The organism is Pseudomonas sp. 8(2025) (genome assembly GCF_052665325.1).
In genome coordinates this window covers 1-17,275 of sequence record NZ_JBQOIE010000022.1, presented here as the reverse complement: position 1 = coordinate 17,275, position 17,275 = coordinate 1, and the positions used below count along the sequence as shown (strand labels likewise).

Sequence of the window (17,275 nt, the reverse complement as noted above, 5' to 3'; positions counted from 1 at the left end):
GAGTGTGGCATAAATCCCCTGCAGGCTTAATCCATAGCCGCCGCGTGCTGCGCCGATAGAAATTACTGATTGAATCCCGGCACCAGCCTCTAGTAAGCTCGCCCCCACTTTACGGAGAAACCCATGTTGTCCAAGACCCCTTCCCTGCATCGCCACACTGCCAGCGCACTGCGCTCGGTCGCGGCTGCCTGGGTCAACGGCACTCGGGCTCCGGCCAGCTTTTATTTTGGGTATTGGTTTAGCCACTGGCGCGCCTGATACCCAACCGGCGCCCACTTCAACGGGTCGCCTACCAGAGAAATCTCAACCCCCGGTCGGCCTCCCGACCGGGGGTTTTGTTTTTTCCGGCACTGCATTTTCAACCACGACTTTCAGCGACACACCGAACTTACTGAGGATTGCTCCATGAACTACTCCACCTATTACCGCTACGACATGTTTTGCGCCTGGCGATTTAGCAGCCTCCGCTCGGGACAGCCTGCCGCCTCCGATCGGTCACCTACCGGTGGCAATTGCACACTTATGGCCAGTACGGCCAATTGTCGAACACCCCAGTAGGGCCGCGCGCGGGACATAACCCGCCGCCCGCCCAGGAAGACCGCACATGAACTCGTCCGTATCCGCCCTGCCCCTGTCCGCCCACGTCAGCGCCAATGAAACCCTGACCCAGCGCCTGCCCAGCTCCCTGGAACTCAAGCAGCAACTGCCGCTGTCCCTGGCCTTGAACCAACAAGTCGCCGCTCACCGCCAGGCGGTGCGCGCCATCCTCGAAGGTCGCGACCCACGCCTGCTGGTAGTCGTCGGCCCCTGCTCCATCCACGACCCGCAATCGGCCCTGGAATACGCCGCCAACCTGGCCCGCCTGGCCGATGAAGTGCGCGACCAGATGCTGCTGGTGATGCGCGCCTACGTGGAAAAGCCCCGTACCACCGTCGGCTGGAAAGGCCTGGCCTACGACCCCCGCCTGGATGGCAGCGACGACATGGCCGGCGGCCTGCACCTGTCCCGTGAACTGATGCGCGAGATGCTGCGCCTGGGCCTGCCGGTTGCCACCGAACTGTTGCAGCCCATGGCCGCCGGCTACTTCGATGACCTGCTGAGCTGGGTCGCCATTGGTGCGCGCACCACCGAATCGCAGATCCACCGCGAGATGGCCAGCGGCCTGGACATGCCCGTGGGTTTCAAGAACGGCACCGACGGCAGTGTCGCTATCGCCTGTGACGCCATGCGCTCGGCGGCCCACCCGCACCGCCACTTCGGCGTCGACAGCCAGGGCCACCCGGCGGTCATCCAGACCCCAGGCAACCCCGACACCCATCTGGTGCTGCGCGGTGGCCATCGCGGGCCCAACTACGACCGCCAGAGCGTGGCCCAGGTCCAGCAGGACCTGCAGAAGCTGAAGATCCCGGCGCGGATCATGGTCGATTGCAGCCATGCCAACAGCGGCAAGGATCCGCTGCGTCAGCCGGCGGTGTTCAACGAGGTACTGGAGCAGCGCTTGCAGGGCGATACCTCGCTGATGGGGGTGATGCTGGAAAGCCACCTGTTCGAAGGCTGCCAGCCCCTGAGCGCGAACCTGCGCTACGGCGTTTCGGTGACCGACGGCTGCCTGGGCTGGGACGCCACCGAACAATTGCTGCGCAATGGCGCGCAACAACTGCGACACGCAGACAAGGCCGCAGCCGTCCCCGCCTGAGCAGCACCGCCCCCGCAGGAGCTGGCTTGCCAGCGAAGGCGTCCTCAAGAGCAGCGTCTCCTCCAAGGACCTCTTCGCCGGCAAGCCGGCCCCTACAGGACCCTCACCACTCATCCCCCGCAGGCGCCAGGCGGCAATGCCTTGAAGGAACTTTGAGAAGAAATAGCCACCTGAATCCGGTAGGCTCTCAACTTTCTTGAAAGGAGCAACATCCATGGCCAAAGCCACTGCCCGTCACATCCTGGTTGCCAGCGAAGCCAAGTGCAACGAACTCAAAGCCGAAATCGAAGCCGGCGCCGACTTTGCCGAAGTCGCGAAAAAGAACTCCACCTGCCCTTCCAGCCGTGACGGCGGCAACCTGGGCTCCTTCGGCCCAGGCCAGATGGTCAAGGAATTCGACACCGTGGTGTTCAGCGCTCCAGTAAACGTGGTGCAAGGCCCGGTGAAAACCCAGTTCGGCTACCACCTGCTGGAAGTCACCAGCCGCCAGGACTGATCCCCAAGCGCCTGCGTCTGCTCAACGGCCCGCCTTTTGGTGGGCCGTTGCGCATGGGCGCCAGGCTCTGCCCAAAGCGGATGCGGCTGGCCAGTCACGCGCCGCTAGCGTACAAATCGTGGTCATCGATCACCCGGCTCCTAAGGCTGACAATGCGACTGCTTTCCCCCACCGTGCTTTTCACCGCCCTGCTGTTGGGCGCCGCGGGTGCCCAAGCCGCACCGCAACACGCCATGACCGTCTATGGCGAACCGGCCAAGTACCCCCAGGGTTTCAGCCACTTCGACTACGTCAACCCCCAGGCCCCCAAAGGCGGGACGTTGCGCCGCTCGGCCATCGAAATCGGCCGTTTCGACCACGTACTGCCCTATATCGACAAGGGCATCGGTGTCTCCCAGCTCGACGGCCTGGTCTATTCGCCCCTGGCCCAGCGCTCCCTGGACGAGCCCTACACCGTCTACGGCCTGGTGGCCGAAAAGATGGAGCGTGCCGAAGACGGCCTGTGGCTGCGCTTCTACCTCAACCCCAAGGCGCGCTTTGCCGACAACACGCCGATCACCGCCGAAGACGTGCGCTACAGCTACGACCTGCTGATGACCCAGGGCAGCATGCGCTACCGCACCCAGTTCGACGACGTCAAAGGCGTCACCGTGGAATCACCACGAGTGGTGCGCTTCGACTTCAAAAGCAACGAAAACCGCACCCTGCCCCTGGATATCGCGACCCTGCCGGTGTTCCCCGAACACTGGTGGAAGAGTCGCGACTTCGCCAATGGCGGCGGCTATGAAGCGCCCCTGGGCAGCGGCCCCTACCGCGTGGCCAAGGTCGACTCGGGCAACAGCATCACCTTCGCCCGCAACCCCGACTGGTGGGGCAAGGACCTGCCGGTGAGCCGCGGCCTGTACAACTTCGATCATTTCAGCGTCGAGTATTTCGGCGATATCGACGTCGCCCGCCAGGTGCTGCGTGGCGGCGCCTACGACTACAACCGCGAGTTTTCCGCCACCGGCTATTCCATCGGCTACGACAGCCCGGCGCTGAACGACGGCCGCCTGCAAAAGGCCCACCTGGCGCAATCGGCGCCGCAACCGGCCCAGGGCTATGTGTTCAACCTCGACCGGCCGGTGTTCCAGGACCGCCGGGTACGCCAGGCCCTGGCCATGCTCTGGGATTTCGAATGGAGCAACCGGCAGATGATGCGCAACCTCTACATCCGCCAGCAGAGTTTCTTCTCCAACACCGCCCTGGCGGCCCGCAGCCTGCCGGATGCCGAGGAACTGAAGATCCTCGAACCGCTGCGCGGGCAGATCCCCGACGAGGTCTTCACCCAGGTTTTCGAGGCGCCGAAAACCGACGGCAGCGGCGTGATCCGCGACAAGCAACTGCAAGCCCTGGCCCTGCTGGAACAGGCCGGCTGGAAGCCCGAGGGCGACAAGCTGGTGAACGCCCAGGGCGAGCCCCTGAGCTTCACTTTCCTGATCACCCAGGGCTCCATCGAACGCCTGCTGCTGCCCTACAAGCGCAACCTGGCGCAGATCGGCATCAGCCTGAACATTCGCCGCATCGACTCCGCCCAGTACGTCAACCGCCTGATGGCCCGGGACTACGACATGATCGTCACCGGCTACCCGGTGACCACCTCGCCGGGCATGGAGCTGTACAACTACTTCGGCTCCGCCGCGGCCAACGACCCCGGTTCCAACAACTACATGGTGCTCAAGAACCCGGCCGTGGACAGCCTGGTCAACGGCCTGGTGAAGGCCACCAGCCAGCCGGAGATGCTGCGCTACGCCCATGCCCTGGACCGGGTGCTGCAGTGGAACTACTACTGGATTGCCAACTACTACCCGCCCGGCACCTCCACGGTGTGGTGGAACCGCTTCGGCATCCCCAAGGTGCCGGCGAGCAACGATGAAGCCATCGAAAGCTGGTGGGAAGTCAGCAGCAGCGCGCTGACCGACGAACAAATGGCCGCCGAGCTGATCCGCCGTGGCAAACCCGGAGGGCGCCACTGATGCTGGCCTACATTCTGCGGCGCCTGCTGCTGATCATCCCGACGCTATTGATCATCCTCCTGGTGAACTTCGTCATCGTCCAGGCCGCCCCCGGCGGCCCGGTGGAACAGGCCATCGCCCGCCTGCAGGGCATTGGTGGCGGCGCCGCTGTCGGCGGCTCCGCCGATGCCATGAGCAGCAGCGGCTCCCGGGCCAGCCGCGGCCTGGACCCCAAGCTGATCCAGGACATCGAGAAACAGTACGGCTTCGACAAGCCGGCCCATGAACGCCTGTGGCTGATGCTCAAGAACTACGCCCAGCTGGACTTCGGCAAGAGCTTCTTTCGCGGCGCCACGGTCACCGACCTGATCCTGGAAAAGATGCCGGTGACCATTTCCCTGGGGCTCTGGGCGACCCTGATCACCTACCTGGTGTCGATCCCCCTGGGGATCCGCAAGGCGGTGCACCACGGCAGCCATTTCGACATCTGGAGCAGCACCGCGATCATCATCGGCTACGCCATGCCGGCCTTCCTGTTCGCCATGTTCCTGATCGTGCTGTTCGCCGGCGGCACCTCGCTGAACTGGTTCCCGGTGCGCGGCCTGGTCTCGGACAACTTCGAGCAGTTGAGCACCCTGGGCAAGGTCGCCGACTACTTCTGGCACCTGGTACTGCCGGTCAGCTCCCTGGTGATCGGCGGCTTCGCCACCCTGACCATCCTCACCAAGAACTCCTTCCTCAACGAGATCACCCGCCAGTACGTGGTCACCGCCCGGGCCAAGGGTTTGAGCGAGCGCCGGGTGCTGTATGGGCATGTGTTCCGCAACGCCATGCTGCTGGTGGTCTCGGGCATTCCCCAGGCCTTTATCAGCGTGTTCTTCGCCGGCTCCCTGCTGATCGAGGTGATCTTCTCCCTCGACGGCCTGGGGCGCATGAGCTATGAGGCCGCGGTGTCCAGGGACTACCCGGTGGTGTTCGGCTCGCTGTTCATCTTCACCCTGTTCGGCCTCTTGATAAAACTCATCGGCGACCTGTGCTACACCCTGGTCGACCCGCGCATCGACTTCGCCGCGAGGAACGCCTGATGCTCACGCTTTCTCCTCTGGCGCGCCGGCGCTTCGACCGTTTCAAGAAAAACCGCCGCGGCTGGTGGTCGCTGTGGCTGTTCATCGGCCTGTTCATCCTGACCCTGGGCGGCGAGCTGATCGCCAACGACAAGCCGCTGGTGGTCAGCTACCAGGGCTCGCTGTATTTCCCGGTGCTCAAGCGCTACACCGAGCAGGAATTCGGCGGCCAGTTGCCGTTCCAGGCCGACTACCGCAGCGACTACGTGCAGCAACTTATCCGCAAGGACGGTGGCTGGCTGCTGTTCCCGCCGGTGCCCTTCAGCGAAGACACCCCCAACTACGACCTGACCCAGCCGGCCCCCAGCCCGCCGAGCAAGGTCAACTGGCTGGGCACTGACGACCAGGCCCGGGATGTGCTGGCACGGGTGATCTACGGCGCCCGGGTGTCAATCCTGTTCGCCCTGGCCCTGACCGCCATCAGCGCCCTGATCGGCATCGCCGCCGGCGCCCTGCAGGGCTACTACGGCGGCTGGGTCGACCTCCTGGGCCAGCGTTTGCTGGAGGTCTGGTCCGGGTTGCCGGTGCTCTACCTGCTGATCATCCTCTCGGGCTTTGTCGAGCCGAACTTCTGGTGGCTGCTGGGGATCATGGCGCTGTTTTCCTGGCTGGCCCTGGTGGACGTGGTGCGCGCCGAGTTCCTGCGCGGGCGCAACCTGGAGTACGTCAAGGCTGCCCGGGCCCTGGGCCTGAGCGACCGCAAGGTGATCCTGCGGCACATCCTGCCCAACGCCATGAACGCCACCCTGAGCTACCTGCCGTTCATTCTCACCGGGGCCATCTCGACCCTCACCGCCCTGGACTTCCTCGGCTTCGGCATGCCCGCCGGCAGCGCCTCCCTGGGCGAATTGATCGGCCAGGGCAAGCAGAACCTGCAGGCTCCGTGGCTCGGGCTGACGGCGTTTTTCACCCTGGCGCTGATCCTCTCGCTGCTGGTGTTCATCGGCGAGGCGTTGCGCGATGCCTTTGATCCTCGATCTTGAAGCGGACTGTAGAAATGACTGAAAACCTGATCGAAATCCGCCAGCTCAATGTCGCCTTCGGCGCGCAGACCGTGGTCCGCGACCTGAGCCTGGATATCCGCCCCGGCGAATGCCTGGCCCTGGTGGGGGAATCCGGCTCGGGCAAGTCGGTGACCGCCCATTCGATCCTGCAACTGCTGCCGCAGACCGGCTGCAGCGCCACCGGCAGCGTGCGCTATCGCGGCCAGGAACTGATCGGTGCCAGCCCGGCGACCCTGCAACAGCTGCGGGGCAACCGCATCGCCATGATCTTCCAAGAGCCCATGACCTCCCTCAACCCGCTGCACAGCGTGGAAAAACAGATCGGCGAAACCCTGCTGCTGCATCGCGGCCTGGGGGGCAAGGAGGCCCAGGCGCGGATCCTCGAACTGCTGGAGCTGGTGGGCATCCAGAAGCCCCGGGAACGGCTCAAGGCCTACCCGCATCAACTTTCCGGCGGCCAGCGCCAGCGGGTGATGATCGCCATGGCCCTGGCCTGCGAACCGGAACTGCTGATTGCCGACGAACCCACCACCGCCCTGGACGTGACCGTGCAGCGCAAGATCCTGCTGCTGCTCAAATCCCTGCAACAGCGCCTGGGCATGTCCCTGCTGCTGATCAGCCACGACCTCAACCTGGTGCGGCGCATTGCCCAGCGGGTGTGCGTGATGAAAGCCGGGGAAATCGTCGAGCAGGCCGACTGCGACACCCTGTTCAACGCCCCGCAACATCCATACAGCTGTGAACTGCTGCATGCCGAGCCCGAGGGCGAACCGCTGTGCCGCGACAGCCGGGAAACCGTGCTGGAGGTGGACCACCTGCGCGTCGAATTCCAGATCGGCGGCGGCCTGTTCCGGCGCAAGGAGTACCTGCGGGCAGTGGACGGCATCAGCCTCAGCGTGCAGCAAGGCAAGACCCTGGGGATCGTCGGCGAGTCCGGTTCGGGCAAGTCCACCCTGGGCCAGGCGATCCTGCGCCTGCTGGATTCCGAAGGTGGCATCCGCTTCCAGGGCCAGGCCCTGGACGGCCTCAACCAGAAACAGCTACGGCCCTGGCGCAAACAGATGCAGGTGGTATTCCAGGACCCCTTCGGCAGCCTCAGCCCACGCATGTCGGTGGCGCAGATCATCAGCGAAGGCCTGGAAGTGCACAGCCAGTACGATGCCCGCCAGTGCGACGAACAGGTCATCCGCGCCCTGGAGGAGGTCGGCCTCGACCCCGACAGCCGCCACCGCTACCCCCACGAGTTCTCCGGCGGCCAGCGCCAGCGCATCGCCATTGCCCGGGCCCTGGTGCTGAAGCCGGCGCTGATTTTGCTGGACGAACCCACCTCGGCCCTGGACCGCACCGTGCAGAAGCAAGTGGTGGCCCTGCTGCGTCAGCTGCAGGAAAAGTACGGCCTGACCTACCTGTTCATCAGCCATGACCTGGCGGTGGTGCGAGCCCTGGCCCACGACATGATCGTGATCAAGGACGGCCAGGTCGTGGAGCGCGGCGCCAGCCACGAGGTGTTCGAAAACCCCCAGCACCCCTACACCCGGGAACTGCTGGCCGCCGCCCATCCTGGCTGACCCAAGGGCCCCTTCACCGGCAAGCCGGCTCCTACACGGGCGAACACATTCACCGCCACCGTAGGAGCTGGCTTGCCAGCGAAGACGCCCGCAAGATCACCACTCCGCCCAAGGCCCCATTCGCCGGCAAGCCGGCTCCTACAAATCGGGCATAATCCCTGGCGCCCATTTCCAGGATGCCGCCATGAACGACAGCGAAAGCCTCAAGGACTACCAGCGCGTGCGCCAACTGGCGATCCGCTCGCTGTTCGAGATCATCGAGCAATCCAGCGAAGGCACGGTGATCGTCGATCGCGACGCCAATATCGTCTGGATGAACGAGCGCTACGCCCGGCGCTTCGGCCTGGAATCGGCGGCCTTCGCCACCGGCAAGCCCTGTGAAAGCGTGATCCCCGGCAGCCTGCTGCGGGAGGTGGTGCGCACCGGCCGCCCCATCCTGCTGGACATGCAGGACACCCCCAAGGAACCCCTGGTGGTGATGCGCCTGCCGATCCACGACGACGCCGGCACGGTGATCGGCGCCATCGGTTTTGCCCTGTTCGACGAACTGCGCAGCCTGTCGCCGATGCTCAAGCGCTACCTGAGCATGCAGGAAGAACTGGCCTCTACCCGCTCCCTGCTGCGGGCCCGGCAGACCAAATACAACTTCGCTCACTTCATCGGCACCAGTGCCGCCAGCCTGGAGGTCAAGCGCCGCGCCCGACGCGGGGCCAGCGCCGAGTCGCCGATCCTGCTGCAAGGCGAAACCGGCACCGGCAAGGAGCTGCTGGCCCAGGCCATCCACGCCGCCTCGCCACGAGCGCACAAGCCCTTTGTCAGCATCAACAGCGCGGCCATTCCCGAGGCCCTGCTGGAGGCGGAATTCTTTGGTACCGCCCCCGGTGCCTTTACCGGCGCCGACCGCAAGGGCCGCCCGGGCAAGTTGCAGATCGCCCAGGGCGGCAGCCTGTTCCTCGATGAAATCGGCGACATGCCGCTGCCCCTGCAGAGCAAGCTGCTGCGGGTGCTGCAGGAAAAAGAGTTCGAGCCGGTGGGCTCCAACGAGGTGATCCACAGCGATGTGCGAATCATCGCCGCCACCTCCACAGACCTTGAGGCGGCGATCAAGCGCGGCGAGTTTCGCGCCGACCTGTACTACCGGCTGAATGTGCTGCCGATCCAGGTGCCAGCCTTGCGCGAACGCCTGGACGACCTGCCAGCCCTGAGCGAAGGGATTCTCGAAGAACTGCGCAGCCAGCATGAACTGGACCGCGATGCCCTGGCCCTGCTGGCGCAACATGCCTGGCCGGGGAACATCCGCGAGTTGCGCAACGTCCTGGAACGAGCGGCGCTGCTCAGCGACGACCTGATACTCAACGCCTCGGATATTCGTGCGGCGATTGGCAGCTTCAGCCCGGTGCAGCGTAACGAAGCCCTGGTGCCTGGCGATTCGCCAAACCAGGAAACCTTCGCCGCCGCCCGAGAGCGTTTCGACCGGCAACTGATCGGCGCCACCCTGGCCCAATGTGCCGGCAAGGTGGACGAAGCGGCCCGGCGCCTGGGGCTGGGGCGCTCCACGCTGTACAAGAAGATGGCGGCCCTGGGGATTGTCGAGTCTCAATAAAGAGACACGAATCTCAGTTTGAAGAACCTACCGCGCACTGCACGCTTTTCGCTGGCAAGCCAGCTCCTACGTCGGCTTGCACAATCTCTGTAGGAGCTGGCTTGCCAGCGAAGAGGCCGGTAAACCCAAAAAATTCTCCAAACAGAGACAATCAACGTCAATTCGCCCCCAGAAAAATAAAAATATCTATATATTTCAATAGCTTAATTAGATGGCACAGTTCTCGCTATAACGCTCTCCACACGCAACACCCGACAACAATAACAATCCTGGAGAGACACACCATGAGTGTGATCATTGCCTTGGCAGCCCTGGCGCTGCTGATGCTCGCTGCCTACCGTGGCTACAGCGTCATCCTCTTTGCCCCCATCGCCGCCCTCGGCGCGGTGCTGCTCACCGACCCGTCCGCCGTGGCGCCCGCCTTCACCGGCGTGTTCATGGAGAAGATGGTCGGCTTCATCAAGTTGTATTTCCCGGTGTTCCTGCTGGGCGCGGTGTTCGGCAAGCTGATCGAGCTGTCGGGCTTTTCCCGCTCCATCGTCGCGGCCGCCATCCGCCTGCTGGGCACCCGCCAGGCCATGCTGGTGATCGTACTGGTCTGCGCGCTGCTGACCTACGGCGGGGTCTCGCTGTTCGTGGTGGTGTTCGCGGTCTACCCCTTTGCCGCCGAGATGTTCCGCCAGAGCAACATCCCCAAGCGCCTGATCCCGGCGACCATCGCCCTGGGGGCGTTTTCCTTCACCATGGACGCCCTGCCCGGCACCCCGCAGATCCAGAACATCATCCCCAGCACCTTCTTCAATACCACCGCCTGGGCCGCGCCCTGGCTGGGGGTGATCGGCACCATCTTTGTGTTCTGCGCCGGCATGCTGTTCCTCCAGCGCCAGCGCAACAAGGCGCAGAAGGCCGGTGAAGGCTACGGCACCGAGCTGCGCAACGAGCCGGAAACCGCCGAAGACCTGGAACTGCCCAACCCCTGGCTGGCGCTGTCGCCGTTGCTGCTGGTGGGCATCATGAACCTGCTGTTCACCCACTGGATTCCCCAGTGGTACGGCAAGACCCACAGCCTCAGCCTGCCGGGCATGGCGGCGCCGGTAACCAGCGAAATCGCCAAGCTGACCGCCATCTGGGCGGTGCAGGCGGCGTTGCTGGTGGGCATCCTGATGGTGCTGGTGTTCGGTTTCTCGGCGATTCGCAGCAAGCTCGCCGAGGGCAGCAAGAGCGCGGTCAGTGGCGCCCTGCTGGCGGCCATGAACACCGCCTCGGAATACGGCTTCGGTGCGGTGATCGCTTCCCTGCCAGGCTTCCTGGTGCTGGCCGACTGGCTCAAAAGCATCCCCAACCCGCTGGTCAACGAAGCCATTACCGTGACCCTGCTGGCGGGCATCACGGGCTCGGCCTCGGGCGGCATGAGCATCGCCCTGGCGGCCATGTCCGAAAGTTTCATCAGCGCCGCCCACGCGGCCAACATTCCCCTGGAAGTGCTGCACCGGGTGGCCGCCATGGCCAGCGGCGGCATGGACACCCTGCCCCACAACGGCGCGGTGATCACCCTGCTGGCGGTCACCGGGCTGACCCATCGCGAGGCCTACAAGGACATTTTCTGCATTACCCTGATCAAGACCCTGGCGGTCTTCGTCGTCATCGCCACTTTCTACGCCACCGGCATTGTGTGAGGTATTCATGACCACTCTTTCTGGCAAGACCGCCCTGGTCACCGGGTCCACCAGCGGCATCGGCCTGGGGATCGCCCTGGTGCTGGCCAAGGCCGGGGCCAAGCTGATTCTCAACGGTTTTGGCGATGCCTCGAAGGCGATCGCCGAGGTCGCACAATTCGGCGGCCAGGTCGGCCATCACCCGGCGGATGTCAGCGACCCTGCGCAGATCGCCGAGATGTTCGCCTACGCCGAACGGGAGTTCGGCGGCGTCGACATCCTGGTCAACAACGCCGGCATCCAGCACGTGGCGGCGGTGGAGGAGTTCCCCGTGGAGCGTTGGGATTCGATCATTGCCATCAACCTGTCCTCGGTGTTCCACAGCACCCGCCTGGGGCTGCCGGGAATGCGTGCCAAGGGCTGGGGACGCATCGTCAACATCGCCTCGGTGCACGGCCAGGTAGGTTCGGTGGGCAAGGCCGCCTATGTCGCGGCCAAACACGGGGTGATCGGTTTGACCAAGGTGGTGGGCCTGGAAACTGCCACCAGCAACGTCACCTGCAATGCTATCTGCCCGGGCTGGGTGCTGACCCCGCTGGTACAGAAGCAGATCGACGACCGAGTCGCCGCCGGCACCGATCCGCAACAGGCCCAGCATGATCTGCTGGCGGAAAAGCAACCGTCCCTGGCGTTCGTCACCCCGTCGCAACTGGGGGAACTGGTGCTATTTTTGTGCAGCGAAGCCGGCGCCCAAGTGCGTGGTGCGGCGTGGAACATCGATGGCGGGTGGTTGGCGCAATGACGCGCGTCTCTGGCTGACGTCTTCGCCGGCAAGCCGGCTCCTACACGGCTGTGCTGGCCCGCGTAGGAGCTGGTTTGCCAGCGAACAGCCCCCCCAAAAAAACAACAATAAGAACACGAGGCCTTGCATGTCCGACCTACTCTGGCAACCCAGCGCCGAGCGCATCGGCAAGACGCGGATGGATGCCTTTCGCCGCTTCGTCAATCAGCGCCACGGCCTGAATCTTCACGACTACCCCGCCCTGCACCAGTGGAGCATCGACCAGCGAGAAAGCTTCTGGCAGGCCATCGTCGACGTCTTCGACGTCAGCTTTCACCAACCGGCTGAAGCGGTGCTCCGCGAAGGCCCGCAGATGCCCAGCGCCCAATGGTTTCCAGGGGCCACGCTGAACTTCGCCGAGCACCTGCTCAAGCGTCGGGATGACAGCGTCGCGGTGGTGGCGATCAACGAAAACGGCCAGCGCGAACAATTGACCCACGCCGAACTGGCGGCCCAGGTGGCCGGCCTGCAACGCAGCCTGCGGGACGCTGGAGTCGGCCTCGGTGACCGGGTTGCCGCTTGCATGCCCAACACCTGGCAGTCCCTGGTGGGCATGCTCGCCAGCACCAGCCTCGGGGCCGTGTGGTCCAGCTGCTCGCCGGATTTCGGCACCCAGGGGGTGGTCGACCGCTTCGGCCAGATCGAGCCCAAGGTACTGATCACCTGCGCCGGCTACCGCTACGCCGGCAAGGACATCGACCAGACGGCCAAGGTCAACCAGATCCTCGAGCGCCTGCCGTCCCTGGAGCAGTTGCTGATCGTGCCCTACGCCCGCTCGCAGGCCCGGGCCGAGGACTACCGCACCCCCGCCAGCGTCAGCCTGTGGGACGACTTCTACCGCCCCGGCGGCGAGCCCGAATTCACCCCGGTGCCCTTCGCCCATCCGCTGTACATCCTCTATTCCAGCGGCACCACCGGGGTGCCCAAGTGCATCGTCCACGGCACCGGCGGGGTGCTGCTGCAACACCTCAAGGAGCACGGCCTGCACGCTGACCTGGGCCCCGGCGAGCGCCTGTTCTACTACACCACCTGCGGCTGGATGATGTGGAACTGGCTGGTCTCGGCCCTGGCCACCGGGGCCAGCCTGGTGCTCTACGATGGCTCGCCGTTCCATCCCGGCAACGAGCACCTGATGGACCTGATCGACCGCGAAGCCATCAGCGTCTTCGGCACCAGCCCCAAGTACCTGGCGGCTCTGGAAAAGGCCGGCAGCCGGCCGCGCCAGAGCCACCGCCTGGAGAGCCTGAAGACCCTGCTGTGCACCGGCTCGCCGCTGTCGCCGCAGAGCTACGACTACGTGTACCGCGAGATCAAGAGCGAGCTGTGCCTGGCCTCGATGTCCGGCGGCACCGATATCGTCGCCTGCTTCGTCGCCGGCAATCCGATACAACCGGTGCGCCGCGGCGAGATGCAAGGCAAGGGCCTGGGCATGGCCATCGAAGTGTGGAACGACCAGGGCCAGCCGGTGATCGGCGAGAAAGGCGAGCTGGTGTGCACCCGGCACTTCCCCAGCATTCCCGTGGGCCTGTGGCACGACCCGGACCAGAGCAAGCTCAAGGCCTCGTACTTCAGCCTGTTCCCCGGCGTCTGGGCCCAGGGCGACTACGCCGAACAACTGGCCGAGGGTGGCTGGCTGATCCATGGGCGTTCAGACGCCGTGCTCAACCCCGGCGGGGTGCGTATCGGCACCGCGGAAATCTACCGCCAGGTGGAAAAGCTGGAGCAGGTCCTGGAAAGCCTGGCCATCGGCCAGAGCTGGGAGCAGGACGTGCGGGTGGTGCTGTTCGTGCGCCTGCAAGACGGCGTGGAGCTCGATGAAGCCTTGCAGGAACACATTCGCCAGGTGATTCGCAGCAACACCACGCCGCGCCATGTGCCGGCGAAGATCCTCGCGGTCACGGACATTCCCCGCACCATCAGCGGCAAGATCGTCGAACTGGCGGTGCGCAACGTGGTGCACGGCCTGCCGGTGAAGAACACCGACGCCCTGGCCAACCCCGAGGCCCTGGAACAGTTTCGCGACCGCGAGGAGTTGCGCCACTGACCCCGCCCTTTGCAGGAGCCGGCTTGCCGGCGAAGGCGTCGTCCAGGTCGGCGCGCTCGGCAATGGCCACTTCGCTGGCAAGCCGGCTCCTACGGGCTACCGCATCCCCAACGCATCACTCTGATAACCGTTCAGCCCCTCTAGACTGGTCATCCGCCGCAAAAGCGGGTGAAAATGTGCGCGCCGAAAACGCCTACAATCCATCCGTTTGAATATGCACCGCATGTCCATGCGACTTTTCGAGTGCGCGAGCCTGTGGCGTCGCCGCGTAATACCGCACCACCCAGGACACCTTCGACATGAATGGCCCCCACTCCGGCAGCGAAGCCGCCAACCTGATTGCCCGCCTGGACTGGTCGGCCACTCCCCTCGGAGAATCCGGCCACTGGCCCCAGAGCCTGCGCACCGCCGTGGACATCGTGATCCATTCGCCGATGCCGATGCTGCTGCTGTGGGGCGCCGAGCTGACGCAGATCTACAACGACGGCTTCGCCCTGCTGGCGGGCAACAAGCACCCCAGTGCCTTCGGCCACCCGGCGCACCTGACCTGGCCGGAACTGATGGACTTCACCGACCCGATCTACCGCGCCGTGCTCAACGGCCAGGTGCGCACCTTCAGCGAACAGCGCTTCAGCCTGCAACGCACCAACGGCAGCGAATACGACCTGTGGCTGGACCTGACCTACAGCCCGATCCGCAACGAACGCGGCGACGTCGCCGGAATCCTGGTCACCGCCATCGAGACCAACGAGCGCCGGCGCATCGCCCTGGAACTGCAGCAGCGCTCCGACGATAGCCTGCGCGCCCAGCACGAGACCGAAGAGCGCCTGCAACTGGCCCTGGCGGCCACCGACGCGGTGGGCACCTGGGATTGGGACATCGGCGAAGACCGCTTCATCGCCGACGCGCATTTCGCCCAGTTGCACAGCGTCGATCCGCAGCAGTCCCGGCAACTGCCCATCAGCGAATACCTCAAGGGCGTGCACCCGGAGGACCGCGGCATGGTGGCCCGGGGCATCAAGCACTGCATCACCCACGGCACCGAGTACGCCGAGGAGTACCGCCTGCAACTGGCCGACGGCCAGCTGCGCTGGGTGTTCGCCCGAGGCCGCTGCTACAAGGACCACCATGGCCGGCCGACGCGTTTTCTCGGCGCGGCCCTGGACCTCACCGAACGCAAGCAGATGGAACAGGCGCTGCGCCAGAGCCAGACCGAGCTGCAACTGATCATCAATGCCATGCCCGTGCTGATCGGCTATGTCGACCACGAGGAACGCTTTCGCCTGAACAACAGCGCCTACCTGGACTGGTACGGCCTGACCCCGCAGGAACTGTACGGCAAGAGCATCCGCGAAGTCGTGGGCGACGAGATCTACGCCACTCGCGCCGAGAACATCAAGGCCGCACTGGCCGGCAAGCCGTGCAGCTTCGAGGCCAACTCGCCGCACCGCGACGGCCGGCCGCGCCATGCCCTGATGAAGTACCTGCCGCGTTACGGCGCCGACGGCGCGATCAATGGTTTCTACATCTTTGTCATCGACGAAACCGAGCGCCGGCAGACCGAAGAAGCCCTGCGCAATCTCAACGAAACCCTGGAGGAACGGGTCAACCAGCGGACCGAGGCCCTGGCCACTGCCAACCAGCGCCTGCAGAACGAAATGTTCGAGCGCGAACGCGCCGAAGATGCCCTGCGCCACGCGCAGAAGATGGAAGCCGTGGGCCAGCTCACCGGCGGCATCGCCCACGACTTCAACAACATGCTCACCGGCATCATCGGCAGCCTGGACCTGATGCAGCGCTATATCGACAACGGCCGCGGCGCCGAGATCGGCCGCTTCACCGAAGCGGCCATGTCCTCGGCCAAACGCGCGGCGTCCCTGACCCACCGCCTGCTGGCGTTCTCCCGGCGCCAGTCCCTGGACCGCCAGCCCCTGGACCCCAACCAGCTGGTGCGCTCGCTGCAAGAGCTGTTCAACCACACCAAGGGCGAGCACATCGAGCTGCAGATGCAATTGGCGGACGGTGTGTGGCCGGTGAACACCGACGCCAGCCAGTTGGAAAATGCCCTGCTCAACCTGGTGATCAACGCCCGCGACGCCATGCCCGACGGCGGCAGGCTGCTGATCGAAACCGCCAACAGCTACCTCGACGGCAGCGACATCAGCACCCTGGAACCGGTCAAGGCCGGCGACTACGTGATGCTCGGCGTCAGCGACAACGGCGCCGGCATGAGCCCGCGGATCCTGGCCAAGGCCTTCGATCCGTTCTTCACCACCAAGCCCATCGGCCAGGGCACGGGCCTGGGGCTGTCGATGATCTACGGCTTCGCCCAGCAGTCCGGCGGCCACGTGACCATCAGCAGCGAACCGGACCAGGGCACCTGCGTGCGCCTGTACCTGCCAAGGCTGTTCGCCGCACCACTGGACAGCGCCGAACCCGCCACCCTCAACCAGGCGCCCCAGGCCATCGCCGGGGAAACCGTGGTGGTGGTGGAAGACGACCCGGCAGTGCGCATGCTGGTGCTCAATGTCCTCGCCGAACTGGGCTACCGCGCCTTCGAGGCCGAAGATGCGCGCAGCGCCCTGCCCTTGCTGGAATCGCCGATGCGCGTCGATCTGCTGGTGACCGATGTCGGCCTGCCGGGCATGAACGGCCGGCAACTGGCGGAGATCGCCCGCCAGCAGCGGCCCGGGCTCAAGGTGCTGTTCATGACCGGCTACGCGGAAAAGGCGGCCGAGCGCCAGGGCTTCCTGGAGCCGGGCATGGACCTGATGGCCAAGCCGTTTTCCATTGAGGAAATGGCCCAGAAGATTCGTCAGATGATCGGCCGCGCGTCCTGAATTCAGGCATAATCCGCGGCCGCCGATTTCCCGCTACAAGGTCACCCGCCCATGAAAGCCCAAGCCCGCCACATCCTGGTGAAAACCGCCGAAGAGGCTGAACAGCTCAAGCAGCGCATCGCCAAGGGTGAAGCCTTCGACGTACTGGCGAAGAAATACTCCACCTGCCCATCCGGCAAGCGCGGCGGCGACCTGGGGGAAGTGCGCCCGGGGCAGATGGTCGGTGCCATCGACCAGGTCATTTTCAAGAAGCCCCTGCGCACCGTGCATGGCCCGATCAAGAGCAAGTTCGGCTATCACCTGGTGCAAGTCTTCTTCCGCGACTGACCCCGGGCCCTGCAGGAGCTGGCTTGCCAGCGAAGGCGCCCGCAAGGTCAACGCACGGTTCAATGGCCTCTTCGCCGGCAAGC

The 17,275-nt window shown here is 65.0% G+C and carries 12 protein-coding genes; all 12 read left to right on the top strand.

Features of this window, described 5'->3' with window-relative positions; genetic code table 11:
* The first annotated feature begins 604 nt into the window (after positions 1-604).
* The 12 genes from ACUXVH_RS28650 to ACUXVH_RS28595 all read left to right on the top strand — a co-directional run bounded on the left by ACUXVH_RS28650 (position 605) and on the right by ACUXVH_RS28595 (position 17,192).
* Complete coding sequence (locus ACUXVH_RS28650) at positions 605-1,696, top strand: 3-deoxy-7-phosphoheptulonate synthase (protein WP_065364298.1); 1,092 nt, start codon at positions 605-607, stop codon at positions 1,694-1,696.
* 214 nt (positions 1,697-1,910) lie between these two features.
* Positions 1,911-2,192, top strand: a complete 282-nt coding sequence (locus ACUXVH_RS28645; protein WP_007924449.1) for a peptidylprolyl isomerase — start codon at positions 1,911-1,913, stop codon at positions 2,190-2,192.
* A gap of 152 nt (positions 2,193-2,344) precedes the next feature.
* Positions 2,345-4,207, top strand: coding sequence for an extracellular solute-binding protein (locus ACUXVH_RS28640; RefSeq protein WP_065364299.1), 1,863 nt, complete (start codon positions 2,345-2,347; stop codon positions 4,205-4,207).
* On the top strand, positions 4,207-5,271 hold the full coding sequence (locus ACUXVH_RS28635; protein WP_011061848.1) for a microcin C ABC transporter permease YejB: 1,065 nt from the start codon (positions 4,207-4,209) through the stop codon (positions 5,269-5,271). The genes ACUXVH_RS28640 and ACUXVH_RS28635 overlap by 1 nt, the downstream gene beginning before the upstream one ends.
* Entirely contained in the window at positions 5,271-6,293 is a 1,023-nt protein-coding gene (locus tag ACUXVH_RS28630) for an ABC transporter permease (RefSeq protein WP_041118786.1), read from the top strand. The genes ACUXVH_RS28635 and ACUXVH_RS28630 overlap by 1 nt, the downstream gene beginning before the upstream one ends.
* Positions 6,294-6,307: 14 nt before the next feature.
* Complete coding sequence (locus ACUXVH_RS28625) at positions 6,308-7,882, top strand: ABC transporter ATP-binding protein (protein ID WP_065364300.1); 1,575 nt, start codon at positions 6,308-6,310, stop codon at positions 7,880-7,882.
* A 184-nt stretch (positions 7,883-8,066) separates the two neighbouring features.
* Positions 8,067-9,485, top strand: a complete 1,419-nt coding sequence (locus ACUXVH_RS28620; RefSeq protein ID WP_065364301.1) for a sigma-54 interaction domain-containing protein — start codon at positions 8,067-8,069, stop codon at positions 9,483-9,485.
* Positions 9,486-9,769: 284 nt separating this feature from the next.
* Positions 9,770-11,161: a GntP family permease gene (locus tag ACUXVH_RS28615; RefSeq protein WP_011061852.1), complete on the top strand. Its 1,392-nt coding sequence runs from the start codon at positions 9,770-9,772 to the stop codon at positions 11,159-11,161.
* A 7-nt stretch (positions 11,162-11,168) separates the two neighbouring features.
* Positions 11,169-11,942 (top strand): 3-hydroxybutyrate dehydrogenase, encoded by a 774-nt coding sequence (hbdH, locus tag ACUXVH_RS28610; protein WP_015636019.1) that lies wholly within the window; start codon positions 11,169-11,171, stop codon positions 11,940-11,942.
* Positions 11,943-12,069: 127 nt separating this feature from the next.
* Positions 12,070-14,025 carry an acetoacetate--CoA ligase gene (locus ACUXVH_RS28605; protein WP_445496522.1) on the top strand — a complete coding sequence of 652 codons (1,956 nt, stop codon included), beginning with the start codon at positions 12,070-12,072 and terminating at the stop codon, positions 14,023-14,025.
* Positions 14,026-14,324: 299 nt separating this feature from the next.
* Positions 14,325-16,865, top strand: a complete 2,541-nt coding sequence (locus ACUXVH_RS28600) for a PAS domain-containing hybrid sensor histidine kinase/response regulator (RefSeq protein WP_011061855.1) — start codon at positions 14,325-14,327, stop codon at positions 16,863-16,865.
* 51 nt (positions 16,866-16,916) lie between these two features.
* Positions 16,917-17,192: a peptidylprolyl isomerase gene (locus tag ACUXVH_RS28595; protein WP_011061856.1), complete on the top strand. Its 276-nt coding sequence runs from the start codon at positions 16,917-16,919 to the stop codon at positions 17,190-17,192.
* The last annotated feature ends 83 nt before the right edge of the window (positions 17,193-17,275 follow it).